The sequence below is a fragment of the Sphingopyxis granuli genome (genome assembly GCF_001559015.1).
In the GTDB taxonomy this organism is placed as follows: domain Bacteria; phylum Pseudomonadota; class Alphaproteobacteria; order Sphingomonadales; family Sphingomonadaceae; genus Sphingopyxis; species Sphingopyxis granuli.
On sequence record NZ_CP012199.1, the window covers coordinates 1,768,448 to 1,793,626 of the forward strand.

General features: G+C 65.9%; 18 protein-coding genes. 6 read left to right on the top strand and 12 right to left on the bottom strand.

Going from position 1 to position 25,179, the window contains the following annotated elements; translation table 11 throughout:
- Positions 1 to 38 precede the first annotated feature (38 nt).
- Positions 39 to 1,061 carry a hypothetical protein gene (locus SGRAN_RS08125; protein WP_148650826.1) on the top strand — a complete coding sequence of 341 codons (1,023 nt, stop codon included), beginning with the start codon at positions 39 to 41 and terminating at the stop codon, positions 1,059 to 1,061.
- Positions 1,062 to 1,238: 177 nt separating this feature from the next.
- On the opposite strand, the gene SGRAN_RS08130 is transcribed toward SGRAN_RS08125, so the two are convergent.
- The 10 genes from SGRAN_RS08130 to SGRAN_RS08175 all read right to left on the bottom strand — a co-directional run bounded on the left by SGRAN_RS08130 (position 1,239) and on the right by SGRAN_RS08175 (position 13,589).
- A complete protein-coding gene (locus SGRAN_RS08130) occupies positions 1,239 to 3,452 on the bottom strand; it encodes a TonB-dependent receptor (protein WP_067182438.1) in 2,214 nt (737 codons plus the stop codon).
- 44 nt (positions 3,453 to 3,496) lie between these two features.
- Complete coding sequence (locus SGRAN_RS08135; protein ID WP_067182439.1) at positions 3,497 to 3,676, bottom strand: hypothetical protein; 180 nt, start codon at positions 3,674 to 3,676, stop codon at positions 3,497 to 3,499.
- Positions 3,673 to 4,839: a PepSY-associated TM helix domain-containing protein gene (locus SGRAN_RS08140; RefSeq protein ID WP_067182441.1), complete on the bottom strand. Its 1,167-nt coding sequence runs from the start codon at positions 4,837 to 4,839 to the stop codon at positions 3,673 to 3,675. The genes SGRAN_RS08135 and SGRAN_RS08140 overlap by 4 nt, the downstream gene beginning before the upstream one ends.
- Positions 4,840 to 5,041: 202 nt before the next feature.
- A complete protein-coding gene (locus SGRAN_RS08145) occupies positions 5,042 to 5,962 on the bottom strand; it encodes a cation diffusion facilitator family transporter (protein WP_067182444.1) in 921 nt (306 codons plus the stop codon).
- Positions 5,946 to 9,155, bottom strand: coding sequence for an efflux RND transporter permease subunit (locus SGRAN_RS08150; protein WP_067182446.1), 3,210 nt, complete (start codon positions 9,153 to 9,155; stop codon positions 5,946 to 5,948). Before SGRAN_RS08150 ends, SGRAN_RS08145 begins: the two co-directional genes overlap by 17 nt.
- Positions 9,156 to 9,158: 3 nt before the next feature.
- Positions 9,159 to 10,307, bottom strand: a complete 1,149-nt coding sequence (locus SGRAN_RS08155) for an efflux RND transporter periplasmic adaptor subunit (RefSeq protein WP_067182449.1) — start codon at positions 10,305 to 10,307, stop codon at positions 9,159 to 9,161.
- A gap of 4 nt (positions 10,308 to 10,311) precedes the next feature.
- On the bottom strand, positions 10,312 to 11,583 hold the full coding sequence (locus SGRAN_RS08160; RefSeq protein ID WP_067182452.1) for a TolC family protein: 1,272 nt from the start codon (positions 11,581 to 11,583) through the stop codon (positions 10,312 to 10,314).
- Positions 11,584 to 11,635: 52 nt separating this feature from the next.
- Positions 11,636 to 11,956 (bottom strand): hypothetical protein, encoded by a 321-nt coding sequence (locus tag SGRAN_RS08165; protein WP_148650827.1) that lies wholly within the window; start codon positions 11,954 to 11,956, stop codon positions 11,636 to 11,638.
- A gap of 11 nt (positions 11,957 to 11,967) precedes the next feature.
- On the bottom strand, positions 11,968 to 12,345 hold the full coding sequence (locus SGRAN_RS08170) for a DUF3703 domain-containing protein (RefSeq protein ID WP_237233939.1): 378 nt from the start codon (positions 12,343 to 12,345) through the stop codon (positions 11,968 to 11,970).
- 173 nt (positions 12,346 to 12,518) lie between these two features.
- Complete coding sequence (locus SGRAN_RS08175; RefSeq protein WP_067182456.1) at positions 12,519 to 13,589, bottom strand: AraC family transcriptional regulator; 1,071 nt, start codon at positions 13,587 to 13,589, stop codon at positions 12,519 to 12,521.
- 144 nt (positions 13,590 to 13,733) lie between these two features.
- Here SGRAN_RS08175 and SGRAN_RS08180 point away from each other — a divergent pair, with 144 nt between their 5' ends.
- From SGRAN_RS08180 to SGRAN_RS08195, 4 genes are all read left to right on the top strand, one after another.
- Positions 13,734 to 16,382: a TonB-dependent receptor plug domain-containing protein gene (locus tag SGRAN_RS08180; RefSeq protein WP_067182458.1), complete on the top strand. Its 2,649-nt coding sequence runs from the start codon at positions 13,734 to 13,736 to the stop codon at positions 16,380 to 16,382.
- A gap of 125 nt (positions 16,383 to 16,507) precedes the next feature.
- Positions 16,508 to 18,565, top strand: a complete 2,058-nt coding sequence (locus SGRAN_RS08185; protein ID WP_067182461.1) for an acetoacetate--CoA ligase — start codon at positions 16,508 to 16,510, stop codon at positions 18,563 to 18,565.
- Between the two features lie 66 nt (positions 18,566 to 18,631).
- Positions 18,632 to 19,969, top strand: a complete 1,338-nt coding sequence (locus SGRAN_RS08190; RefSeq protein WP_067182464.1) for a spinster family MFS transporter — start codon at positions 18,632 to 18,634, stop codon at positions 19,967 to 19,969.
- 53 nt (positions 19,970 to 20,022) lie between these two features.
- The gene (locus tag SGRAN_RS08195; protein ID WP_067182467.1) at positions 20,023 to 21,663 is read left to right on the top strand and encodes a tannase/feruloyl esterase family alpha/beta hydrolase; all 1,641 of its coding nucleotides are present in this window, start codon (positions 20,023 to 20,025) and stop codon (positions 21,661 to 21,663) included.
- A gap of 606 nt (positions 21,664 to 22,269) precedes the next feature.
- Here the strand turns inward: SGRAN_RS08195 and SGRAN_RS08200 are convergent.
- Together SGRAN_RS08200 and SGRAN_RS08205 are read right to left on the bottom strand one after the other, a co-directional pair.
- Positions 22,270 to 22,887 carry a hemerythrin domain-containing protein gene (locus SGRAN_RS08200; protein ID WP_082737154.1) on the bottom strand — a complete coding sequence of 206 codons (618 nt, stop codon included), beginning with the start codon at positions 22,885 to 22,887 and terminating at the stop codon, positions 22,270 to 22,272.
- A gap of 41 nt (positions 22,888 to 22,928) precedes the next feature.
- Complete coding sequence (locus SGRAN_RS08205) at positions 22,929 to 23,831, bottom strand: LysR family transcriptional regulator (protein ID WP_067182470.1); 903 nt, start codon at positions 23,829 to 23,831, stop codon at positions 22,929 to 22,931.
- Positions 23,832 to 23,922: 91 nt separating this feature from the next.
- On the opposite strand from SGRAN_RS08205, the gene SGRAN_RS08210 reads away from it, so the two are divergent.
- A complete protein-coding gene (locus tag SGRAN_RS08210) occupies positions 23,923 to 25,107 on the top strand; it encodes an acyl-CoA dehydrogenase (protein ID WP_067182472.1) in 1,185 nt (394 codons plus the stop codon).
- The last annotated feature ends 72 nt before the right edge of the window (positions 25,108 to 25,179 follow it).

Below are 25,179 nucleotides of genomic sequence, written 5' to 3' on the forward strand. Positions count from 1 at the left end.
TCATGACTCACTGTTAGAGAAGAAATGGAGCGACCTATATGTCCTCGTGTCATTTCCGCATATCGAGAACCGGTATCTTTGGCCTGGCCGTCGTCGCCGTGGCGGCGTGCGGATCGCAATCCCCTGCACATGACAGCGCAAACGCAGCGACCCTGGCGACACAATCCGCCGCCAATGCGACAGGGGCTCCAGCCGCCGCGGCCGGGGCGTTGCCGATCGAGCAGGGCATCTACGGCAATGTCGAGGGAGGAAGCTGCGCGCGCGCATCGCTGGTCTTCTTCTACGATGGCGCGAATTACGGATATGTCAAACAGGCCGAGCCGGGCGCGAACGGTGCTGGCGCATATTCGGAAGTCAATCCTATCCACCGTGTCGGAGCCCCGTCGCGCGACAGCGATTTCTACGATTATTATCGTGGCTACACACTCGTCTGGAATGCGGAGAATGCAGATAGCGACGAGGATATTCTGGGGATAAAAGCGGAAGGCGACGGTCGGTTTGCCAGCATCCAGGTCAGTCAGGCCGGTGCCTCGGGCCGCGTGATGTTTTCGGAAGAGGCCTATCGGAAGTGTGCCTTCGCGCAGCTTTCTCCTCAAATGCAGGCGACGATCCGCGCCGAGCAGCCGCAACTGGCCGGCGCGGCAACCGGACAGGCGAGCACCGCGTCGCATATCCAGGGTTCCGTCGGATTTCCTCCGATGGAGAAGGGATATTACGCCATCCAAACGAACTGCGCGGCGGCGGTCGCAGACCCCTATCTGACGTTGATGTATATCGACGAGAAGCGCCAGAGCGCCGCCGATGGCAGTACGGAAACCCTTGGCTTCAGGAATCTGGGTCACGGTCGCTACGAGCGAAGCTATCGCGCGGTCGACCCCAGTGGAAAATCCTACACGGACAGTCAGGTAATGACGGTCAGGAGCCGCACCAGTTTCACCGTCGAATATGATGACGGCGAACATGTCGCGCACACATATTGCCCAACCACACAGATTCCGCGAGCCGAACGAATGGAATGGGGAGATCTTTCCTCGATCGGGACTCATCGATCCAGCAGATGATCGTGAGCGCCACGGCGCCTGCCCATCCTCCTGCAGCGATGACATGAGCTTGCGGCGCGTCAGCTTTTCACGAATTCTCGCCAAAGGGCGCCGGTCAGCAGTCTGGCGAACGAAAGGCTCCGCCAGCCCGGCTCTTCACTTGCATGCGCTACGGCGCCCCGGGCGGACGGATGCTCCCTAGAATTCGATCGAGGCCGACGCCTTGAAGGTGCGCGGGCCACCCTGCAGCAGCCGCGAGCCGAAGGCGCTGAAGGCGTTGTAGGCAGAAGCCCAGTAACGCTTGTTCGCGACATTATCGACGTTGAAGCGCAAGGTCAGCGGGGTGTCGCCGACCAGCGCGACATAACGCGCGCCGAGGTCGAAGCGGGTCCAGTCGTTCAGTTCGAGCGTGTTGGCCGCGTCGGCCGCCTGTTTGCCGGTGTAAACGACGCGGCCGACCAGCGTCAGCGCGGGCAGGAAGGGCAAATCCCATTCGACGTTGGCATTCGCCAGCACGTCCGGCACGCCGACCGCGTCATTGCCTTCGTTTAGCCCGCCTTCGGTCCGGCGCAGCCTGGCGTCGTTGAAGGTCAGTCCCGAGATGATCCGCAGACCGTCGACCGGCTCGCCGTCGAGCGTGATCTCGATGCCGCGGTTCCGCTGGGTGCCGTAATTGCCATAGATCAGCGTGGCGGGATCGACGAAGCTGTTGGGCTTGTCGATCTGGAACAGCGCGAGACCGGCATTGAAGCGGCCGAAGTTCAGCTTGCCGCCGACCTCATATTGTTTCGACCTGACCGGCGGCAGCGCCGCGCCGCCGTTGACGACGGGCAGGGGTGGCGTGGCCGGCAGACCGTCGTCGTCATAGGTCGGCGGCGCGGTCGAACCTGCCACCAGTCCCTCGATCCGGTTGGCGTAGAGGGATACGCCGGGCACCGGCTTGACGACGAGGCCGAGGACTGGGGTTACGGCCGATTCCTTGTAGCCGCTGGTTTGGTCGCCTGCTTTGAAAGGCACCGGATCGAAGACGGTGCTGTCGTTATACGCATAGCCCTTCGTCTTGATCTCCTGCAGGCGCAGGCCGCCGGTGATCAGGATGCGGTCGTCCCAGAGGCCGAGCGTGTTCGAGACGAAAACGCTCGACAGGCGGCTGCGGGTTATCGGAAACACATTGTCGAGATCGCCGCCGACGAACTGGTTGGGCGCCGGTCGCGGCGCGACGACGGGATCGTAAAGGTTGGTGGCATAGCCGACGAGGTCGAAATCATAGGCATTGCGGTTGACCTGCCAGTTCACCGCGGCGCCGGCATTGATTTCGTGGCTGACGCCGCCGCCTGCCAGCCTGATCCGGATTCCCGCGGTGGCCGCTTCATTATTGTCTTCGCGCGGCACATAGGAGCCGCTGCCGGTGGCGGCGCCGGTCACCGGATCGGTGACGGTGATGCCGGCGGTGGTCTGGTCCTCGCGGCCGTCGCGTGCGCCGACCTTGGCATAGAGCATCGCCGCGTCGGACAGGTCATATTCGACGCTGAAGGTGCCGAAGAAGTCCTTGGTCAGGATCTGGCTCCACGGCTGCGAATAGTTGGTGTCGGCATCGGGCACGCGCGGGATGGCCGCGCCGATGCCGACCTGCCCGCGCCAATATGTCTGGTTCAGCCGCTGATAGTTGAGATTCAAAGCGGCGCGCAGCGGACCACTGTCGTAATCGAGCATCGCGCCCAGAACATAGCTCGAATGAAACTCATCATTGACCGCGATGTCGCCGCGGCGCGCCGAGGCGTTGATGCGAAAACCCCATTCGTCGCCCGCGCCGAAGCGGCGCGCCACGTCGACAGCGCCCGACAGGTGCGCGTCGGAAGTATAGCCGAGCGTCGCGCGCGCCATGTCGCGTTCGGCCTTTTTCGCGATCAGGTTGACGCTGCCGCCGATTCCGCTGCCGCCGGGCGCGGCGCCGTTCAGGAAGGCGCTCGCGCCGTTGATGACCTCGACCGACGAGAACAGTTCGGGTGCGACGAGCTGGCGCGGCGTGATGCCGTAGAGACCGTCGAAGCCGACGTCGTCCGACGACAGGTCGAAGCCGCGGATGACGAAGACCTCGCCGGCGATGCCGAAGCCCAGTGCGGTGCGGATCGTCGGGTCGTTTTCCAGCACTTCGCCCAGCGAGTCTGGCTGCTGGTTGAGAATCAGCGCCTCGTTGTAGCTGCGGATGTTGAACGGAATATCCTCGGCGGCCTTGGTGCCGAACACGCCGACATTGCCGCCGGCGGTGACCTTCGTCTGGTTGTTGCGCTGCGCGGTGACGACGATGTCGTCGCTGCCGGCCGCGTCCTGCGCGATGGCAGGCACCGCGATCGCGAGCATCGATGCCCCGGCGGTCAGGCCGATCATGCCGCGAAGGGAGAGACTGGACATGTTATTCCCCTTTTTTGATGCGGCCCCACGCCGCGGGTCGGATGTCAGGTACGGCGGAACGTCATGGCCCAGCCGACGGCGAAAACGGGTATGGCGAGTGCGAACCAGGAAGCGGCGTCGCGAAGCCCGTCGCCGGTCAGCGCGACGACGAGGCCCGCGATGCTGACGAGCGCAACGAGAAGCGGGATTGCGAAGATCGCGGCGAGGCCATGTTTCTTCCTCATTCGGCAGGCACCAGCGCGCCGCCGCTCTCGACCTCGCGAACGAGCGCGTCGGTGCCGCTGCGGCGTTTTCCGAGCCAGAGATAGAGGCCCGAGCCGAGGACGATCATCGTGAAGAGGGTGAGGATTGCCCACAGGATCTTGAGCGGCAGCCCGCCATAATCGCCGAAATGGAGCGGCTGCGACAGCGCAAGCGCCTTGGTGTACCAGGGCATCGGCCGCGCGTCGGTGAACTCCCCGGTCTCGGCGTCGATCAGCGCCGAGGTGAGCAGGCGCTCGGTCAGCGGCGTGTCGCCCTGGAAGAAGACGGCATAATGATGCCGACTGCTGAAATTGCCGCCGGGGAAGGCGATGAACTGCGGATTGTTGCCGGGGATCGCCTTGCGCGCCGCGGCCATTGCCTTGTCGATCGAGCCGTAACGCGATGGCGGCACCGCGCCCTTGCCGGCATAGGCCTTCGTCATCTCGGCGAGCTCGGTTGTCTGCCAATATTGGAAGATCGGGGTCGCGAGCGCGTTGATCACCCCGGTTGCTCCGACGACACTCATCCACGCGAGCGCGACGATGCCGAGGAGGTTGTGATAGTCGAGCCATTTGACGCGGGTGCTGCGCGACGTGCGTAGTGTCCCGAAGTCGAGCTTCTTCATGAAGGGCGCATAGAGCACGACGCCGGAGACGATCGCGACCACGAACAGCAGCCCCATGAATCCGAGGAACAGCATCCCGGGCAGACCGAGGAACATGTCGGTATGGAGCTGGAGCAGGAAGTGCATCACCCCGTCCTCGTCGACCGCGCCCGTTCTCTCGCCGGTCGAGCGATCGAAGAGCTGGATCGTCATATCCTGGGCAGGGGAGTCGGGGCGCGGCGCGGTGGTGATCGTCAGCGACGGCTGATCGTTGTCGAACGCCATGAAGACCGGGACTTCGCCCGGCCGGGCGGCGAGCGCCTTCGCCAGCATTTCGTCGAGTGGCCTGAGGCCCGGTGCTTCGCGCGACGAGCCGACGCCGGGCATGCCATAGGCCGGCGGGCCCTCGGTCAGCGCGTCGATTTCGTCGTGGAAGATCAGCGGCAGGCCGGTCGCGCACAGCATCAGCAGGAAAGCCGTGCAGACGATGCTCGCCCACTTATGGATGAGAAACCAAGTCCGGACGGTCGATCGCTGCAAGGAACGCTCTATTCGCGATATTGAAAAGGATTATCAATAGCAGCCATTAGGTGCCTGCTTGACGGCATGCAAGCGGTTTCGCGCCGTGGGCGGAGCAAGCCAAAGCTCGAGGCAGGGCGCGCGTTACGGTATCGTCCGCATAACGGCGTCTATTTTCGAATTGCTCATCTCAGGGCGGTGGCCGCTGTCGGCCAGAAAAGCATTAAGGATGCACGGGTTCCAGGCACTGCTCGGCATCGGATTCCATCTGGATGGTTGCATGCGAAATACCGAACTCGTCATGGAGCATCTCGGATATCGCTCGCCGCACGGTTTCGGGATCACTGCCGGGCTGGAAGACAGCATGCGCCGTCAGGCTCATGTCGCTTCCCGCAATCGACCAGAGATGGAGGTCGTGCACCTCCATGACCCCGGCGACCTTGGCCATGCTCGCTCGAACCGATCCAAGATCGACGCCGCGCGGCACGCCTTGCAGCAGGATGTTCGTCGTGTCGCGCAGCAATATCCAGGTCCGCGGCAGCACCCACAGGCCGATCGCGATCGCGACGATCGGGTCGACCCAGCTCCAGCCGGTAAAATAGATCAGCGCCGCGGCGGCGATCACGCCGAGCGAGCCGAGCATGTCCGCCCACACCTCCAGATAGGCGCCCTTGACGTTGAGGCTTTCATCCTTCCCGCCTGCGAGCACGCGCATCGCGATGAGGTTGATGACGAGCCCGGCCACGGCGACTGCGAGCATGCCGAGTGACTGCACCTCCTGCGGTTCGACGAACCTCCTGATCCCTTCATAGAGGACATAGGCGGCGACCGCGAAGAGGAGCAGCGCGTTGAACGCCGCGGCAAGGATTTCGAAGCGGCGGTAGCCATAGGTGCGCCTGTCGTCGGGGGGCCGTCGCCCGATACGGATCGCCGCAAGCGCGATCGCGAGCGCTGCCGCATCGGTAAACATATGCGCGGCATCGGACAGGAGGGCGAGGCTGTTGAACAGCCACGCCCCCGCCAGTTCGGCGATCAGGAAGGTGCCGGTCAGCGCCAGCGCGACCGTCAGGCTGCGGGCGTTGGCCCCGGCCGCATGATCGTGCCCGGCGTGATCGCCTTCGTCATGGCTATGCGACTGCGCCATCTTCGATTCTTTCCTCCATCTTCGCCCGCTCTCCCCCATAACGCGCGTAGAGAGTCGGAAGCACGAAGAGAGTGAGCAGGGTCGCCGAGATCAGCCCGCCGATCACCACGGTAGCGAGTGGTTTCTGGACTTCGGCGCCCGCGCCCGTCGCAAGCGCCATCGGCACGAAACCGAGGCTGGCGACGAGTGCGGTCATCACGACCGGCCGCAGGCGTTGCAGCGCCCCGAGGCGCGCGGCTTCGGCGCGCGCGACGCCGCTGCGCATCAGTTCCTGGATCGACGATACCATGACGAGGCCGTTGAGGACTGCGATCCCGGACAGCGCGATGAAACCGACTGCTGCCGAAATCGAGAAGTCCATCCCGCGCAGGAACAGCGCCAGCACGCCGCCGATCAGCGCTAGCGGTACGCCCGTAAACACGATCGCCGCGTCGCGTGGCGAACGAAGCGCGCCATAGAGGAGCAACAGGATCAGCACGAAGCACGCCGGAATGACGAGTTGGAGCCGGTCACGCGCCGAAGCCAGATTCTCGAACTGACCACCCCATTCGAGATAACTGCCGGCCGGCAGGCGAACATCCGTGGAGATCGCCGCTTTTGCATCGGCCACGACGTCCGAGATCGCGCGCCCGCGGACATTGGCCTGCACCACGACGCGGCGCTTGCCGTTCTCGCGGCTGATCTGGTTCGGCCCGTCGACGATAGCGATATCGGCGACGCTGGCGAGCGGAACGAAGGCGCCGCCAGCGACCGGAACCTGTATCTGTTCAAGCACCGACAAGTCCGAACGCTGCGTATCCGTAAGGCGCACGACGACAGGGAAGCGGCGGTCGCCCTCGAAGATTGTGCCGGCCTGGCGCCCGCCGATCGTCGCGGTCACGACATCGTGCACGTCCTGCGCGGTGACGCCAAGCCGTGCCATCGCGTCGCGGTTGGCGCGGATGTCGAGCATCGAAAGACCCTCGGTTTCCTCGACGCGAACATCGGTCGCCCCTTCCGTCGCGCGCAGGATCGCAGCGATTTCCCGCGCGGTCACATTCATTGTGTCGAAATCGTCGCCGAATATCTTGACCGCCACGTCGCCGCGCACCCCGGCGATGAGTTCGTTGAAGCGCATCTGGATCGGTTGCGTGATTTCATAGGCATTGCCCGGAAACTTGTTCAGCTCCTTCTCCAGCCGCTCGACGAGATCGGCCTTGGCGAGGCTCGGGTCGGGCCATTCCTTCCGCGGTTTCAGGATGACGAAATTGTCGGTTGCGTTGGGCGGCATCGGATCGGACGCGAGGTCTGCGGTGCCGGTCTTCGAAAACACGATGGCGACCTCGGGCTGTTTCGACAGCATGCGCTCGATCGGCAGCTGCATCGCCTGGCTCTGCTCGACCGAAGTCGAGGGGACGCGGAAGGCCTGGATCAGCAGATCGCCCTCGTCGAGTTGCGGCAGGAACACCTGTCCGAGCGAGAGGAAAGCGATGATCGCGACAACGAACCCGCCGATCCCGGCGCCGATGGTCAGCTTCGGTTTGGCCATCGCCCGGTCGAGGCCGGGCTCGTACCGCTGCTTGAGCCAGGTCATGATCCGGCCCTCCTTCTCCTCGACCCGCTTCGAAAGCCAGATCGCGATCGCGGCGGGCACGAAGGTGAGCGAGAGGATGAAGGCGAAGCCGAGCGCGATGATGACGGTCAGCGCCATCGGGATGAAGGTCTTGCCCTCGACCCCGCTCAGCGTCAGCAGCGGCACGTAGACGAGGATGATGATGGCCTGGCCATAGACCGATGGCCGCACCATCTCGCGCGCCGCCGCGGCAACGGTCGCCAGCCGCTCCTCGATCGTCAGGATGCGGCCGTGCCGGTGCTGGAGGTCGGCCATGCGCCGCAGCGCATTCTCGACGATGATTACCGCGCCGTCGACGATCAGGCCGAAGTCGAGCGCGCCGAGGCTCATCAGGTTCGCCGAAACGCTCGCCTGCAGCATGCCGAAGCTGGTCAGCAGCATCGTCACCGGAATGACGAGCGCGGCGATCAGCGCCGCGCGGAAATTGCCGAGGAGCAGGAACAGGACGACGATGACGAGCAGCGCGCCTTCGGTCAGGTTCTTGCCGACCGTCCAGATCGTCGCATTGACGAGCTTGGTGCGGTCGAGCACCGGCTCGATGATGACATCGGGTGGGAGCGAGGCGTTGATGCTCGCGAGCCGGTCGGCGACCGCCGTCGCGACCGTGCGGCTGTTTTCGCCGATCCGCATGATCGCGGTGCCGACGACGACTTCAGTGCCCGCTTCGGACGCTGACCCCATCCGCACGGCCTGCCCGGTGCGGACGCTCGCGACCTGATCGAGCGTGATCGGAACCCCCGCCCGCGTCGCGACGACGGTGCGCGAAAGCTCGGCGGCGTTGCGGATGAGGGCATCGGAGCGGACCGCAAGCCCTTCGCCGTTGCGCTCGACCACGCCGCCGCCGACGGCGGCATTGTTGCGCTCGAGCGCTTCGGCGAGGTCGGCGAGACCGAGGCCGAGCGCGGCGAGACGCTGCACGTCGGGGGCGACCATATATTGCTTCGAATAACCGCCGATTGCATCGATCCCGGCAACCCCGGGAACGGTGCGCAGAAGCGGGGTGACGATCCAGTCCTGCGCGGTGCGCAGATAGGTCGCCTTGTCGGCTGCGGTGACGAGCCGCTCGCCCTCGGGCGTCATATAACTGCCGTCGGGCTGAAGGCCGGGTTCGCCGGGCTTGTGAACGTCGTCCTTGCGATGCGCAAGCCGCACCGTCCACATATAGACCTCGCCGAGCCCGGTCGCGATCGGCCCCATTTCGGGGCGGACGCCGTCCGGCATCGTCTCGGCGGCTTCGTTCAACCGTTCGCCGACCTGTTGCCGCGCGAAATAGATATCGGTCCTGTCGGTAAAGACGGCCGTTACCTGCGCAAATCCGTTGCGGCTCAGCGAGCGGGTATATTCAAGGCCGGGAATCCCCGCGAGCGCGGTCTCGATCGGGAAAGCGACCTGCTTTTCGATCAGTTCGGGCGAGAGCGCGGGCGCGCGGACATTGATCTGGATCTGATTGTTGGTGATGTCGGGAACCGCGTCGATCGGCAGGCGCGAGAGCGCGAAGGCGCCGATGACAGCGGAAATGGCGGTGAGCAGGACGACAAGCCAGCGATTGTCGACCGCCCAGGTGACGGTGCGGGCGATCATGGCTCAGTCCTCATGCCCTGCTTCGCCCTTGCCGATTTCGGCCTTGAGCGCGAAGCTGTTGGTGATCGCGATCTCTTCGCTGCCCCTGAGGCCGGATCGCACGATGACATTCGGGCCGGCACGGTCGCCGGGAACGACCGGAACCGCCTTGAACCCTTCCTTGGTGCGGACGAACACGACGCTCTTGCCCTCGACTGTCTGGATCGCGGTGGAGGGAACGCTGATCGACGTATCGCCGCCATCGCCCGCGAGCGCGATCGAAGCGGTGACCGCTTCGCCGACACGCCATTGCCCGGCCCGGTTGTCGAGGATCGCGATCGCGGGCACGAGGCGCGTCGTCGGATCGAGCGCGGGCGAGACGAAGCCGATCTTGCCCGTCGCCCGCCGTCCCGGCGCGCTGACTGTGACGACGGCGCCGGGCCGAATGCGTCCGGCGTCGGCGGGTTGCAGGTTCAGCGCGAGCGACACGCTCGACAGATCGGCGATGCGGTAGAGTTCGGTGTCCGCCGCGATCGTCTGGCCGAGGACGACGCTCCGCGAAATGACCTGGCCCGAAATCGGCGCCGCGATGGCGATGCGGTTGAGCTGGCCGCCGCCGCCGCCCGCCGCCGACACCTGTTGCTGCGCCAACCGGTACGCAATGCGCGCTTCGGTCGCCGCCGTGCGCGCTGCGATGACATCCTGTTCGGGTGAGACGCGCTGCGCGAACAGCCGCTCCTCGCGCGCGAGGTTGGAGTCGGCGAGCGCAAGCCGGGCTTTCGTCGCCTGCACCTCGCCCTGCAGCTGTGCCGCCTCGCGGCTCTCGATGATCGCGAGCGTCTGCCCGCGGCCGACGCTCTGGCCGAGATTGCGATTGAGCGCGACGACGCGTCCGCCAATCGCCGCCGACACCGCCTGCGTTCCCCGCGGATCGCCTTCGATCGTCGCGGGAAGCTGGAGCGCGCCTGCGCTGCCGACTGCCGGTCGGCCGAGCGTAATGCCTGCGACCCGGATCTGCTCTGCGGTGAGCGCGATATGGCCTTCCTCGGCGTGGCCGCCTTCTGTCTCGTCATGTTCGTCGGCGGGCTTGGCGGTCTCGCTGCCGCTGCACGCTGTGAGCAAGAGTGGCACCAGCGCGGCGGAGAGCAGTTTTCGATCGATGGTGATATTCATGGAATCAATTCCCTTCGATAGGCGCGGGAGCGGTGAGGCGCTCCAACCGGGCCCTGGCGAGTTGATAGGAGGCGAGCGCTTCGATCGACGCCGATCTCGTTTCGGTCAGCGTCCGTTCGGCATCGAGCAATTCGAGCTGTCCGAACTTGCCCTCACGATATCCGATGCGCGCTATCCGCGCGGCCTCCATCGCTGCCGAGAGCGCCGGGCCGCTGGCAATCCGCGCCGCCGCCGCCGCATTGTGCACGTCGACCTCGGCGTCGCTGATCTGCTGCTCGACGTCGAGCGCGGTCATGCGGCGCTGCGCATCGGCACGGCGCCGTCTGGCGTTGGCCGCTTCGACCGCGGCGCGCCCGTTGTTGAACAGCGGCAGCGGCATCGAGATGCTGAAGACCGCCGCGACATCGTTGGTTGCCTCGATCCGGCGGACCCCCGGCCCGATCGTCAGGTCAGGCGCGCGCTGCGATCGTGCGAGTTGCACGCCCGCGTCTGCTGTCGCGAGTTCGGCTTCGGCCGCGGCGAGCGCGAGTGTGCCCGCCGAGGAAGCGGGGCGCGGTGGACCCACCGTTCCGCCGGTCGGCCCGCCGAGAATGCTGACGTCGAGTGGCGCGGTGATCGGACGCCCGACCCGCCGCGCGAGATTGGTGCGCGCAGCGTCCGCGAGACGCCGTGTCCTGTCGACATCGACTTCGGCGTTGAGGCGCGCGACTTCGGCGCGTTCCTGTTCGAGCGGCGAGGCGCGACCCGCTTGCACGCGAACGGTCGCGGCACGCGCGGTGTCGCTGGCGATCCGGAACTGGTCCTCGGCGATCGCGAACCGGATCCTGGCTGCCGTGGCCTGAATATAGAGTTCGGTGACCTGCAACCGGATATCGGCCTGTACGATCGTCCGGGCGAGGAGCGCGCGGCGTGCCTCGGCATCGGCCACCGCGATCCGTGCTCGTCGCTTGCCGCCGAGTTCGAGTGGAATGGCGAGACTGGCGGTGACGTCGGCGCCGTTGACCCCGCTATAGGGGCCCGTGCCGACGAAATTCTCGACTTCGACCAGCAGCGCGGGATTGGGCCTGAGGCCTGCAACCCGGCGTCCGGCCTCGGCCGAATCGACCTCCGCCGTCGCGGCTTCCGCTGCCGGAGCGCTGCCGGTCGCGAGCGCGATGGCATCGTCGAGCGTCAGCAACGGCTCCGATATTGGCCGGCTTACGCCGCCGGCCTGCTGTGCATGCGCGATTGCGACGCACGATGTGACTGTCACCAGGACAGCAACCAACCTGATCATAAATCCATCCTCAATTGATCCGGGGATCGCCGCACGAACGCGGCGAGCGCGCTCAGATCGCGAGAGGTGGATCGAGAAGGGGAGGGAGGGTGCGCGAGGGAAGCTGCGTGACGCCGGCCGCGAACAGCGGCGCGCGCGCGAATGTCCATGGGGTATCGGATGCAGACCGCAGGTCGGGCGCGACGGGACAATGATGGTGGCCGCCATGCATCAGCTTCGATGCCGGCTCCTGACTGTCCCGGTCGCCGTCATCGGCCGAAAGGTGGAAGGCGGCTTCATCGGCAGTGGCATGCGCCGACGCGGGTTCGGCCAGATGCATGCTGCAAAGCAGCACCCCGACGATTATCAGCAATCGCATTATCGCACTCGGCATGGCTGCTTCCCTTATCGACCCGAAGCCATTTTGTCGCGCTGCGAAATCAGCGCTTCGAGGTCGGACGGGATCGGCATCGGCTTGAAGGCGCTTATCCGGGCCCGGCCCGTATTGCCGACCGGCATGCGCCCCGTGAGCGAGCCGAGCGGCACGAGCGCGAGTCGGAACAACTGCCCGGCGGCCTCGCGTCCATCGCCTAGCGCGAGCGCGTAGCCGAGCATGCGCCAGTGCGAGACGAGGTGAAGCGCGAAAAAGGACTGCGCGACGACATGCGCACGTTCGAGCGCGATCCAGGCGGAACGGCCATCACCGGCAGTGCGCGCAGCGCGATAGCGATCAAGCTCGCCCGCGATCAGCTTCCTCGCCTGCTTCCGATCGATCGTGTCCACGAAATCTCCCTTGGTCGATTCGCGCATTTATGCACCCTGTAGCTGCTACAGGGTCAAGCCTTTGGGTCTTCAGTCGATGAAACCCCCTTTTTGGCCGGGAACAGCATGAACTGGGGCGGCCCGCTCTGCACGCAGACCATGTTCATCCTGAACGGAGCCATTGACGCCCCGCATCACCCCGCACGGATTTCGCCGATGGTCTTGCCGGTCCATCGGCGGATCGCGCGGCGCAGGTTCGCGCTGTCGCTGAAACCCACTTTCCAGGCCACGTCGTCGACGCTCATGCGGGTCGTCTGTAGATATTCGATGGCCAGCTTGCGGCGGACGTCGTCGACGATCTCGCCATAGCTGGTGTCCTCGGCCGCGAGGCGGCGGCGAAGCGTGCGCTCCTGCAGGCCGAGCTGGTCCGCGATCGCCGTCATCGACGGAAAGTGGTTCGGGGTGAGCAGCAGCAGTTGATAGACCTCGCCCGACAGGCCCGAGGACATCCGCGACTGCCCGATCAGCCGGTCGCACGTTTCCTCGAGCATCGTCCTCGTGAGGCGGTTGCCCAGTTCCGGCGTCTGTTCGAGGATGCCGATCGGATAGTGAAGCTCGTTCGCCTCCTGTGCGTACAGGCAGGGGCAGGACAATTCGCGCTCGTCCTCCGCCGAATGGGCGTCTTCGGCCAGCGCGAACAGCGCGCGGACCGGCAGATTGTCCGACCCCGCCGTGTCGTGGATGTGCGTGTACGTCATCTTCATCTGCTGGCGGACGAGGAAGGTGCGCACATCGCTGCTCATCACGTCGCGATAGATTTCGTGAAACTGCCAGATCGCGAACTCCCCCTCGATCCGCCAGCCGAGGCGCACGGTGGGGGTGGCGAGCGGCTGATACCGCACCGCGAAATCGAAGAAGTCGCGCATCGTCGGCGAGCACATCAGCGCATAACCGTACATGCCATAGGCCGACAGGTGGAGGCGCGAACCGATCGCGAACGCATCGCTGAACTGGGCGCCGGCGGACACGATGTTCTGGCAGGCGATCAGATACTGGCCGATCGACGTCAGCGTATGGGGATTGCGCACTTCGGCGAGCGTCAGGCCGGTGCGGTCGAGCACGGTTTCCGGCGCGATGCCGCGGCCCGCCACCGTGTCGATCACGGTGGCCAGCTTGAAAGGCGCAAAGATGCGTTGATTCAGCGAAGGAAAGCCGGCGCGACCATTGCCATTGGCGAATGCGCCCTGACCATCATCGACAGGCATATCGTTCCCCAAATAGTGCGTGTCCGCCAAAGACACAGCGATGTCCGCTAATGCTCTTACAAACCGCTCTGGCAAATCATAAGCACGACAGCAAGCCGGCAGAGCCCGGCGCCAGGAAAAGCCTAGCCAGGGAAGAGGAACATCATGTCGACCAGAACCATTCTCACGCGACGCCGCGCGCGCATGCTGTGCGGGTCCGCAATCGCGGCGGCCATGCTCGGCGTCCCTGCCGCCGTCCACGCCCAGACCGCCGACGACGGCGGCCAGGCGCAGGACAGCGCGGCGCAAGCCGATACGGAGATCGTCGTCACCGGCACGAGCATCCGCGGCATTCCGCCGACCGGATCGGGCCTCATCAGCGTGTCGCGCGAAGACGCAAAGCTGATCGGCGCGGCGAGCACCCCCGAACTGCTGGCGACCGTGCCGCAGCTCAACAGCTTCAACACCGCCCCGCGCACGAGCAACGGCGGGCTCGGCTCCTTCGCGCCGGGCCTGCGCGGCCTGCCGTCTGCCGCGACCCTGCCGCTGATGAACGGGCATCGCCTGATCTCGGGCAGCACCCAGCAGACCAATCCCGACTATCCCTTCTTACCCGAACTCGCGATCGAGCGCGTCGAGATCGTCGCCGACGGCGCATCGGCGATCTACGGCTCGGACGCGGTCGCGGGCGTCGTCAACTTCATCACCCGCAAGCGCGTATCGGGGATCGAGGCCAACGTCCGCTACGGTTTCGCGGACGATTATCACGCCCTCAACGCGGGCGTCCTTTTCGGGCACGAATGGAGCAGCGGCTCGTTCGTCGCGGCTTATCAATATTCGGAGAACGGCAACATCACCGGGGCGGACCGTCGGTACCGGTCGCTCGATTTCCGGGCGGCCGGCGGTATCGACACGCGTTCGGCGGTGTGCCCGGACGCCAACGTCAACCTGTTCACCGGACCGATCTATGCCGCGCCCGGCCTGGCGCCGGGCCTCAACACCTGCGACCCGCGCGGGCCGGTCGATCTCGTTCCGGAGAACCGCACGCACAGCCTGTTCGTTTCGGCGCGGCAGGATCTGTCGTCCAGCGTCACATTGTGGGGCGACCTGCTTTATTCGGATCGCAAGGACGTCGTGCAGGCCGCGCTGCCCGGTCAGACATTCGTTCTGATAACTGCGACCAACCCCTTCTTCCGGGCCCCGCCGGGCACCGGCGCCCTGTTCGAGTTCGTCGATTTTCGCCCCGACAATCTGGTCGGCGCGGATCATTTCGACCAGACCTATCGCGTCAGGACCGGCAATGCGACGGCCGGGATCGACGTCAAGCTGCCCGGCGACTTCAAGGCGAGCCTGTACGGGACCTTCAACTGGTCGCGCAACGATACCTTCCAGCCGGGGATCGACACCACCGCGCTGACGGCCGCCGCCGCCGGGACCACGACCGCGACGGCGCTCGATCCCTTCGGTAGCGGGACCAGCCCGACCGTCGTCGCCGCCATTCTCGACAATCCGACCGACTTCACCAATCATCAGCGCACCCGGATCGGTGCCGTGAAGGTCGACGGCCCGCTGGCCGATCTGCCGGGCGGCGAGGTCAAGGTCGCTCTTGGCGCCGAATATCGCCGCGAAACATACGATCAGCGCGGATCGAGCGGCGGCGTCGGATTCCCCGAGGATCTGAAACGCAGCGTCCAGTCGCTGTACGGGGAATTGTTCGTGCCGATCGTCGGCGAGGGCAATGCATCGCCGATGCTCCGCAGCCTCGCGCTGTCGCTTTCGGGGCGTTACGATCATTACAGCGATTTCGGTTCGACGACCAATCCGAAGGTCGGCATCACCTGGGAGCCGGTCGACGGGTTGAATTTTCGCGGAAGCTACGGTCGTTCGTTCAGGGCGCCCGGCCTTCGCGACCTTGGATCGACCGTCGGTTCCTATTATGCCGCCGCGGCGCTCGTCGATGCTTTCGGCGCCCGCGATCCCTTGCGCGGCGCGGCACAGGTCAACACGATGCTGCTTTACGGCGGCAACCAGAATCTGAAACCCGAAAAGGCGCGGACCTTTTCGCTCGGCGTCGATTTCCGGCCCGGGTTCGCTCCGGGATTCAGTGCCGGCGCGACCTTCTACGACATCAAATATAATGACGTCATCGGCACGCCGTCGGGCCTCGGCGCGCTGCTCTTTACCGACCCGACCTTTGCGTCGCTCGTCATCCGCGACCCGACCGCCGCGCAGGTCGCGGCGGCGATTACCGACACCGTTCCCTTCTTCTACACCTTCTCGGCGGTGCCGACGATCGAGAACATATTGGACTTGCGCCAGGGGAACTTCGGCATCCGCAAGACGAACGGGATCGATTTCGATGTGCGTTACCGGCATACGGCGGGTTTCGGCACGATTTTCGGCGGCGTCGCCGGCAACTACATCCTGAAATACCGGACCCAGTTGTCGCCGACCTCGGCGGTCGGCGATTCGCTCGAGGCGGGCATCCCGCGAACCACGCTGCGCACGACGCTCGGGGTCACGGCGGGGCCGGTCACTCTCGTCAACTTCGTCAATCATCGCAGCGGGGTCACCGCTTCCTTTGCGACGCCGACCGGGTCGGGCCTCTATCATTCGAAGGGCTACACCACGGTGGACCTGCGCCTGTCCCTGCGGCTGCCCGATACGGGTTTCGCCAGGGGAACGGAGATTGCGCTGCAGATCAACGATCTGTTCGACAAGAAGCCGCCCTTCTTCCCCGGGACCGACGGCATCGGCGGCGCCTATAATGCGATCGGCCGCTATGCGGCGATGAGCCTGCGCACCGCCTTCTGATGCCATGGGCGGCGATCTTCGGTGAGGTCGCCGCCCGTCGTTCACCCCCCTGATCGAGGCGGAGCCGTGGGATCGGTGCGGCCCCTCGCCATAACTCCATGAAATAAAACAAGGTTTATCATTCGATGAGTCATGCCAGCAACAGCGCGGACGCCCCGGCTCCCGTTCCGCAGATCCGCCTGTATTCGGACTGGCTCAAGACCAAGCACGATCTGGAATTCGCGGAATATGAGGATCTGCGCCGCTGGTCGGTCGACGATCTCGACGGCTTCTGGCGCAGCATCTGGGATTATTATCGGATCGAATCCCCGACGCCGTTCGCAGCCGTGCTCGGCGAAGACGCCATGCCGGGCGCGCGCTGGTTCGACGGGGCGCAGGTCAGTTACGCCCGGCACGTGTTTCGCCATGCGGCCCCCGCGGACGCCGCCGGCCAGCCCGCGATCGTCGCCGAGAACGAACGCGGCGAGCGGTCGGTCCTGAGCTGGGCGGACCTCAGGCGGCAGACGGCGTCGCTGGCGCTCGAGCTGCGTCGGCACGGGGTCGGGCGGGGCGACCGCGTGGCCGCCTATCTTCCCAACATCCCGGCGGCGGTGGTCGGCCTTCTGGCATGCGCCAGCCTGGGGGCGATATGGACGCTGTGCTCGCCCGACATGGGGCCCAATGCGGTGCTCGACCGTTTCCGCCAGACGAGGCCAAAGGTGCTGATCGCGGTGGACGGCGTCGCCTATGGCGGCAAGGCCATGGACCGCAGCGCCGCCGTCGCCGAGATTCGGCGTCAACTGCCCTGCATCGAGGTGCTGCTCGTCATCAACAGCGGATTCGGCAAGGACAAGGTGCCGGGCGCCGTCGCCTTCGAAGAGGCCGTGGCGCGGGACGATGCCGAAGTCGCGGCGTTCGAACCCGAATGGCTGCCCTTCGATCACCCGCTGTGGATTCTCTATTCGAGCGGAACCACCGGCCTTCCCAAGCCGATCGTGCACGGACATGGCGGGGTCCTGCTTGCGACCTGTGCGGGCCAGCTCCATTTCGACCTCGGGCCGAGCTACGCCCCGAACAATTTCGGCGACCGCTTCCACTGGTACAGCGCCACCGGCTGGGTGATGTGGAACATTCAGGTCGGCGGCCTGCTCAGCGGCACGACCATCTGCCTGTTCGACGGATCGCCCAGCGGGCCCAAGGGGACTCCCGACTGGACCCGGCTGTGGCAGTTCGCGGCGCGCAGCGGCGTGACCTGGTTCGGGGCCGGCGCGGCCTTTTTCACGAGCTGCCAGAAGGCCGGGCTCGACCTGGCCCGGATCGGCGGCCTGGAATCCATTCGCGCGCTCGGCAGCACCGGCTCGCCGCTTCCGCCCGACGTCCAGCGCTGGGGTTCGGCGCAATTCGCCGGATTGGGCCGGCCGAACATCTGGTGGTGCAACGTCAGCGGCGGGACGGAGATCGCGGCCGCCTTCATGGCCGGCAATCCGGAGCTTCCCGACACGCCGGGACGATTGCAGTGCCGTCACCTCGGCGCCGCGATCGAGGCGTGGGACGAGCGGGGCAAGCCGGTGATCGGCGAAGTCGGCGAACTCGTCTGCACGCGGCCCTTTCCCAGCATGCCTCTGTATTTCTGGGGGGACGAGGACGGCAGCCGCTACCGCGAATCCTATTTCGCCGAATGGCCGGGCATCTGGCGCCACGGCGACTGGCTGACGATCGGCACCGACGGCGGCTGCACGATCTCGGGGCGCAGCGATGCGACGATCAACCGGCACGGCCTGCGGATGGGCACCGCCGAAATCTATTCGGCGGTCGAACGATTGCCACAGATCGCCGACACGATGATCGTCGACATCGATGGCGCGGACGGCGACAGCCAGCTGATCATGTTCGTCGTTCCGGCCGAGGGACATGGCGTCGACGCGGCGATGGAGGCGGCGGTGGCGACCGCCATTCGCGCCAGCCTGTCGCCGCGTTTCGTGCCCGATCGCCTGATCGCCGCACCCGGCATTCCGCGCACGCTGTCGGGCAAGAAGCAGGAACTGCCGATCAAAAGGCTGTTCGGCGGCTGGCCCGTGGCGAAGGTGATCAATGCCGATGCGACCGCCACCCCGGAGGTGCTGCCCTGGTATATCGATCGGGCGCAGAGCTGGCGGCGTGCCATGGACGCAAAGATGGCGCCGCGCGCGGGAGAGGCGATGTAAGGGCGGGAACCGCCGGCGCGCGCCGGCCGGATCGGGAAAACAATGGGCAGGGAAGGTGCAAGGCATATGGACAGGAACGGATCGCCGGATCGGCCGGGCATCGCGGATAGCCGCGCACCCGGCCATCGCGGCCTGGTACTCGGCATGCTGTGCTTCGTCTATGTGCTGAATTTCCTCGACCGCCAGCTCGTCTCCATTCTCGCCAAGCCGATCCAGGACGGCTTGCAGATCACCGACAGCCAGCTGGGCCGGATCACGGGATTCTATTTCGCGCTCTTCTACTGCTTCATCGCGATCCCGGTCGGCTGGCTGGCGGACCGCACGAACCGGGTGAAAGTCCTCTCGCTCGCCTGCGGCCTGTGGAGCGCCGCGACCGCGGCCTGCGGCATAGCGGCGAATTACGGGCAACTGGTGGTCGCCCGCATGGCGGTCGGCGTGGGAGAGGCCGGCGGCGTGCCGCCATCCTATGCCATCATCTCCGACAGCTTCCCGCGCGAACAGCGGGGAACCGCCATGGGCATCTTCAATCTCGGTCCGCCGCTCGGCTCCGCGCTGGGGGTGGCTTTCGGCGCCTCGCTGGCGGCCGCCTATGACTGGCGCGTGCCGTTCTACGTCGTCGGCGCGGTCGGCGTGCTCACGGCGGTCCTCGTCTACCTGATCGTTCCGGAGCCCGCGCGCGGCCAGTTCGACCCGGCGCCCGTTTCCGCCGTCGCCGCAGAGCCCGGTCAGGGCTTCGGGCAGGCGATCCGCAGCTTCTTCGGCAACCGGATTCTCGCGGTCACCGCGCTTGCGAGCGGCGCCGCCAATTTCATCACCTATGGCCTCAGCAATTTCGCCACGCTGTTCCTGATGCGCGAGAAGGGGATGACGCTGGAGGAGGTCGCGATCTGGTATGCGCTGGCCGTCGGCATCGGCATGGGGGCGGGCATTTTCGTCTCCGGCCGCCTCATCGACCGCTTCGGGGTCCGGAACAAATCTGCCTATGCCAGCATTCCGGCGCTGTCGCTGCTGCTCGCCCTGCCTTTCTTCCTGGGTTTCGCCACCGCGGAACGCTGGGAGGTCGCGCTGGCGCTGCTTTGCGTGCCGCTGTTCCTCAACTCCTTCTTCCTGCCCGCGACGGTCACCTTCGTGCAGGGAGAGGTCGATCCGGATGCGCGGGTCATTTCGGGCGCCTTGCTGCTCCTCGTGATGAATCTGGTCGGCCTTGGCCTCGGCCCGACCTTCGTCGGCATGGCGAGCGATTTCTTCCGCCCGGAATATGGCGGGCATGCCTTGCAGATGGCCTTTTATGCGCTGGCGCCCATGTACCTGATCGCGGCGCTGCTGTTCCTGTGGCTCGCCCGGATGATCAGACGGGCGCCTTCCGCCGCCGTTCCGGAGCGGCGCGAAGCCCATCCTGTGTGAAGGGCTGGGGAAGCGGGGAACGAAGTGAAGGTGACAGCTTTGCGGAGACAGACATGAAACGGAAAAACAGCCTTGCCGTCGCCGCGGTCCTCATCATGGGATGGATGATCCCGAGCGATGCGCTGGCCCTGGCGCCGACCCCGGCGCCGGATGCCGTCGCTGCGCGCTGCAACGGCCTCGCCGGTCTGCGGCTCCCCGACACGAGCATCGTCAGCGCGGCGCTGGTTCCGGCCAAGGCCGCCGAGACGACGATTGCGGGCGAGACGCCCGGCTACCGGAGCTTCTGCCGCGTCGTCGCGCGCGTGCGCTCGGCGCCCGATTCGGACATCGGCGTCGAAATCTGGCTGCCCGCCCAGGACTGGACCGGCGTCTTTCACGGCAATGGAAACGGCGGCTTCGCCGGCGTTCTCGCTGGCGGCTATTCGGGGATGGTGGACGGGTTGCGGCGCGGATTTGCGACCGCGACGACCGATGCGGGAACCGCGCCCGCGTCGCCGCTGGAGGGCGATGCCCTGATCGGCCACCCGCGCAAGTGGCGCGACTGGGGTCGCCTGTCGACGCATGTGATGACGGTGACCGGAAAGGCGATCACCAGGGCCTTCTACGGCCGCGACGCGCGGCGCTCCTATTACACCGGCTGTTCGACCGGTGGCCAGCAGGGTCTGATCGAATCGCTCTACTATCCGGCCGATTACGACGGAATCCTCGTCGGCGCGCCGGTCATCAACCGGACCTGGGGCCATGCCGCGGTGCTTTGGGACTATGCCGCCGCGCATCGCACGCCCGGCAGCCTGCTCTCCGACGCCAAGCTGAAACTGCTCAACAAGGCGGCGATCGCGACCTGCTGGCGGCAGGGGTACGGTCTGGCGGGGGACCGGTTCATCTCCGATCCGCTGAGTTGCAGCTTCGATCCCGCGGTCCTGCAATGCAAGGGCGCGGCGTCGGACGCCTGTCTGTCCGAAAACGAAGTGGCCACCGCGCGCGCCATTTATTCGGGGCCGACGGGCCGCGATGGCAAGGCGAGCTATTTCGGCTGGCTCCCGGGAAGCGAAATGCCCGACACCTTCGGCTGGTCCTTCCTGCAGACGCCGATCAACGGCCAGCCGCCTTTCGGAGCGCTTTTCAAATGGGTGTTCGGCGCCGACTGGGATTGGAAGGGGTTCGACTTCGATCGCGACATGCCCGCCGTCGATGCGCGTCTGGCCCCCATCGTGAACGATGCCACGCGCGGCAGTCTCGACGCGTTCGTCGCGCGTGGCGGCAAGCTGATCATCTATCACGGTCTGGCCGATACGCTCGTCGCGCCGGGCCAGTCGATCGCATTCTATGAGCGGCAGGCGGCGCAGCTTGGCGGCGGCCGCAATCTCGCGGACAGCGCGCGCCTGTTCCTCGCGCCGGGCATGATGCATTGCGGCGGCGGCACCGGCCCCGACGCCTTCAACGCCACGCTCGGCATCCCGCCACGACCGCCGGCCGACGATGCGAAGCATGACATTTTCTCGGCCCTGATCGCCTGGACCGACAGGGGCGAGGCGCCCGATCATGTCATCGCGACGAAATTTTCGAGCGAGGATACGGGCGAGATCGCCATGCAGCGGCCGCTCTGCCCCTATCCGCGGAAGGCGGTATATCGCGGCTCGGGTTCGACGCGGTCGGCAAGCAATTTCACATGCACCGGACCGGACGATCGCTGACGCCGCTCCAAGGCCCGTGGCGATTCGGTTTCGATACAGTTTCTCCCTTTCGTCACCCTGAACTTGTTTGGCAATTAACCCTTTCGGACAGGTAGCTGTTCCCCGGCGAAAGCCGGGGTCCACGCGGAGCAGCGCCATCTGGACCCGGCTTTCGCCGGGGAACACGCCTTACGTGTCTGAAGGGCACATATGCCAATTTATTTCAGAGCCTGCCCCGGACCTGATCCGGGGGTCCATGGTCTGCCCTCGAATGGAAGGCGGCACAAAAGGGAAGGCTGGGCCATGGATGCTGAAACGAGTTCAGCATGACGAACGGATGAGGCAGCGCGCCGAAACCCGAATCCCATAGACCATAAAGGATGATGACATTGGATTGACCCGGTTCGCCATTGCGACCCCGGACCTGATCCGCAATTATCCGTTCTCGACAAGTCACTGTTCCCCGGCGAAAGCCGGGGTCCAGATGGCACAACGCTGCCCCGCATGGACCCCGGCTTTCGCCGGGGAACAACTCCCTACTTGCCTGAAAGCTATATATCCCGACCTGATCCGGGGGAAGCAATCCGGGGCGGTCTGCGCGCGCTCCGGATTGCCGCCGCGCCGTCGTCAGACCCCGGACCCCAGGAAACGGGGGAACAGGATGTCGTTCTCGATATGGATATGGTCGGTCAGATCGGCCGACAGCTTGGCCAGGCCCGCATACAGGGCTCGCCAGGTCCCACAGCCGCCCTCCGGAACCCGCAGGTCCTGCGTCAATCCGCCGATCGCCCGCAGGAAGGCGCTGTGGTCGTCATGCTCGGCCATCATCACTATGATCGGCGTGCCGATTTCGGGACGTCCGCCTTTCTTCATCTGCGGAAAAAGGATCAGTTCCTCCTTCTGCATATGAATGGTCAGTTCGCCGAGCATCTGCTTCAGCAACGCGGCAAGCCCCGCCGGGACCGCCGGGTGGGCCTGATGCGCCTGCTCGACGCGCTGTGCCATCTGGATGAGTTCGGGAAGCTCCCGGCTGTGCACGCGGTGATAGCGCTCGATGATATGATCGACGAGAGCGGGGGTCTCCGCTGCGTCGACCGGGTCGGCCGTTTCGACGGGATTGCTTGCCATATCACGACCTCCATCTGCCGCCGCAAAGATCGGCGGATGCCTCGATTTAAAATAGGTATCTGATATGCGTATTTTGCGACGATGCACGACCGATGTCAAGATAAAGCGGCTCGGCATGGTGCTGCTGCGCGGATGGCTGCCCGCTGTGTTCCTGCGGGTCAGATCCGGCAGTCGGTCCGCGATGCCGAAAGGGCGGCGATGATCGCCTCGCGCTGCGCGGCCGGCAGTTCGGGCCGCCCGACGACGGCGAGTTCGAGCCGCTCGGCATGCCCGGAGATCGGCCGGAAGGTCAGGCCGTCGATCACCAGATGCGCGAGCGACGCGGGCGCGAGGATGACGCCTTCGCCCGCGGCGGCGAGCGCGGCCGCGGTGATGAAATCGCCCGTGGCCCTGATCCGGGGGCGACCCCCGACCTTGCGGAGCAGACGCCGCACGGTCTCGGCGAGTTCGTCCTCGACGTCGAACTGCGGCGTCAGAAAGCATTCGGGCACCAGATCGCCGATGGCGATGCTGTCGTGGCGGGCGAGCGGATGCGTCGTCCCGAGCCCGAGCAGCATCGGCTCGTGATGGCGGGCCAGCACCGCCGCGCCGCGCGGCCACGACGGGCGGGGGCGGACGATCGCGACGTCGATGCGGCCTTCGGCCAGTTCGCGAAGCTGCGCGGGCGTTTCGATCAGCCGCGGCTCGATTTCCAGATCGGGAAAGGCCGCGCGCAGGCCGCGAACCATGTCGCTCAGCAGCGCGGTCATCGCGCCCGAAAAGACATAGCCGATGCGAAGCGGTCCCGTCGCCCCTCGCGCGACATTGCGTCCGAGCTGTTCGGCGCGCAGGAGCCCGGCGAGCGCGTCGCGCGCTTCGTCGTGAAACAGCTCGCCCGCCCGCGTCAGCGTGACCTTGGACCGGCTGCCGCGGTGGAAGAGGCGTGCGCCGAGGTTTCCCTCCAGTCGCTGTAGCTGGCGGCTCACGACCGGCTGGGCGATGCCGAGGCGGTCGGCCGCGCGGACGAAACTGCGCTCCTCGGCAATCGCGAGGAAAATTTCGAGCGGGCGGCGGTCGAGCATCTTTCATTCCTGAATGCGATCGAATAATGATTTTAATGACATTGATAGAATGAAAATCGGGCGTCAAGGGACGCCGAAAGGAGTATGTTCGATGGCTGATATCCGACCGTTCGACTGGGAAGACGCTCTGGGGCTCGATGCCCAGCTGCAGGAAGAGGAACGGCTGATCCGCGACGCCGCGCGGGGATTCGCCACCGATCGCCTGCTGCCGCGCATCGTCGACGCCTTCGCCGAGGAGCGGACCGATCCGGCGATCTTCCGCGAAATGGGCGAGCAGGGGCTGCTCGGCGTGACGGTGCCCGCCGAATATGGCGGCGCCGGCGCCTCCTACGTCAGCTACGGGCTGGTCGCGCGCGAAATCGAACGCATCGATTCGGGTTATCGCTCGATGATGAGCGTCCAGTCGAGCCTCGTCATGTATCCGATCCTCGTCTATGGCAGCGAGGAGCAGCGGCAGCGTTATCTGCCCGGCCTCGCGCGCGGCGAACTGATCGGCTGCTTCGGGCTGACCGAGCCCGACGCGGGGTCCGATCCCGCCGGGATGCGGACCCGCGCGCGCAAGGTCGACGGCGGCTTCCGGCTCAGCGGCAGCAAGACCTGGATCTCGAACGCGCCGATCGCCGACGTCTTCGTCGTCTGGGCGAAGTCCGATGCGCATGATGGCGCGGTGCGCGGCTTCCTGCTCGAAAAGGGCATGGCCGGCCTTTCGGCGCCGAAGATCGAGGGCAAGCTGTCGCTCCGCGCCTCGATCACCGGCATGGTCCTGATGGACGACGTCTTCGTTCCCGACGATGCGCTCCTTCCCGGCGTTCAGGGGCTCAAGGGCCCCTTCGGCTGCCTCAACCGGGCGCGCTACGGCATTTCGTGGGGCGCGCTGGGGGCGGCCGAATTCTGCTATGCCGCTGCGCGCAATTACGGGCTGGAGCGGCACCAGTTCGGGCGGCCGCTGGCCGCGACCCAGCTCTTCCAGAAGAAGCTCGCCGACATGGCGAGCGAGATCGCGCTCGGCCTCCAGGCCAGCCTGCGCGTCGGCCGCCTGCTCGACGAAGGCGGCATGGCTCCCGAAACCATCTCGATCGTCAAACGCAACAATGTCGGCAAAGCACTCGACATAGCCCGCACCGCCCGCGACATGCACGGGGGCAATGGGATCGCCGGCGAATATCATGTCATCCGCCACATGGTGAATCTCGAAACCGTGAACACCTATGAGGGCACGCACGACATGCATGCCCTCATTCTCGGCCGTGCCATAACGGGGATCGCGGCTTTCTGAACCGATGGGCCGGCCACAGCCGCCGGCCCGCGCATGCGGGGCTTCAAGCAGGCCCCTCTGCCGAAAAGAAGG

Bases quoted from the DNA above. Each gene is read 5' to 3' on its own strand.
- SGRAN_RS08125 (WP_148650826.1), top strand. From the start codon at position 39: ATGTCCTCGTGTCATTTCCGCATATCGAGAACCGGTATCTTTGGCCTG.
- SGRAN_RS08130 (WP_067182438.1), bottom strand. From the start codon at position 3,452: ATGTCCAGTCTCTCCCTTCGCGGCATGATCGGCCTGACCGCCGGGGCA.
- SGRAN_RS08135 (WP_067182439.1), bottom strand. From the start codon at position 3,676: ATGAGGAAGAAACATGGCCTCGCCGCGATCTTCGCAATCCCGCTTCTC.
- SGRAN_RS08145 (WP_067182444.1), bottom strand. From the start codon at position 5,962: ATGGCGCAGTCGCATAGCCATGACGAAGGCGATCACGCCGGGCACGAT.
- SGRAN_RS08150 (WP_067182446.1), bottom strand. From the start codon at position 9,155: ATGATCGCCCGCACCGTCACCTGGGCGGTCGACAATCGCTGGCTTGTC.
- SGRAN_RS08155 (WP_067182449.1), bottom strand. From the start codon at position 10,307: ATGAATATCACCATCGATCGAAAACTGCTCTCCGCCGCGCTGGTGCCA.
- SGRAN_RS08160 (WP_067182452.1), bottom strand. From the start codon at position 11,583: ATGATCAGGTTGGTTGCTGTCCTGGTGACAGTCACATCGTGCGTCGCA.
- SGRAN_RS08165 (WP_148650827.1), bottom strand. From the start codon at position 11,956: ATGCCGAGTGCGATAATGCGATTGCTGATAATCGTCGGGGTGCTGCTT.
- SGRAN_RS08175 (WP_067182456.1), bottom strand. From the start codon at position 13,589: ATGCCTGTCGATGATGGTCAGGGCGCATTCGCCAATGGCAATGGTCGC.
- SGRAN_RS08180 (WP_067182458.1), top strand. From the start codon at position 13,734: ATGTCGACCAGAACCATTCTCACGCGACGCCGCGCGCGCATGCTGTGC.
- SGRAN_RS08185 (WP_067182461.1), top strand. From the start codon at position 16,508: ATGAGTCATGCCAGCAACAGCGCGGACGCCCCGGCTCCCGTTCCGCAG.
- SGRAN_RS08190 (WP_067182464.1), top strand. From the start codon at position 18,632: ATGGACAGGAACGGATCGCCGGATCGGCCGGGCATCGCGGATAGCCGC.
- SGRAN_RS08195 (WP_067182467.1), top strand. From the start codon at position 20,023: ATGAAACGGAAAAACAGCCTTGCCGTCGCCGCGGTCCTCATCATGGGA.
- SGRAN_RS08200 (WP_082737154.1), bottom strand. From the start codon at position 22,887: ATGCCGAGCCGCTTTATCTTGACATCGGTCGTGCATCGTCGCAAAATA.
- SGRAN_RS08205 (WP_067182470.1), bottom strand. From the start codon at position 23,831: ATGCTCGACCGCCGCCCGCTCGAAATTTTCCTCGCGATTGCCGAGGAG.
- SGRAN_RS08210 (WP_067182472.1), top strand. From the start codon at position 23,923: ATGGCTGATATCCGACCGTTCGACTGGGAAGACGCTCTGGGGCTCGAT.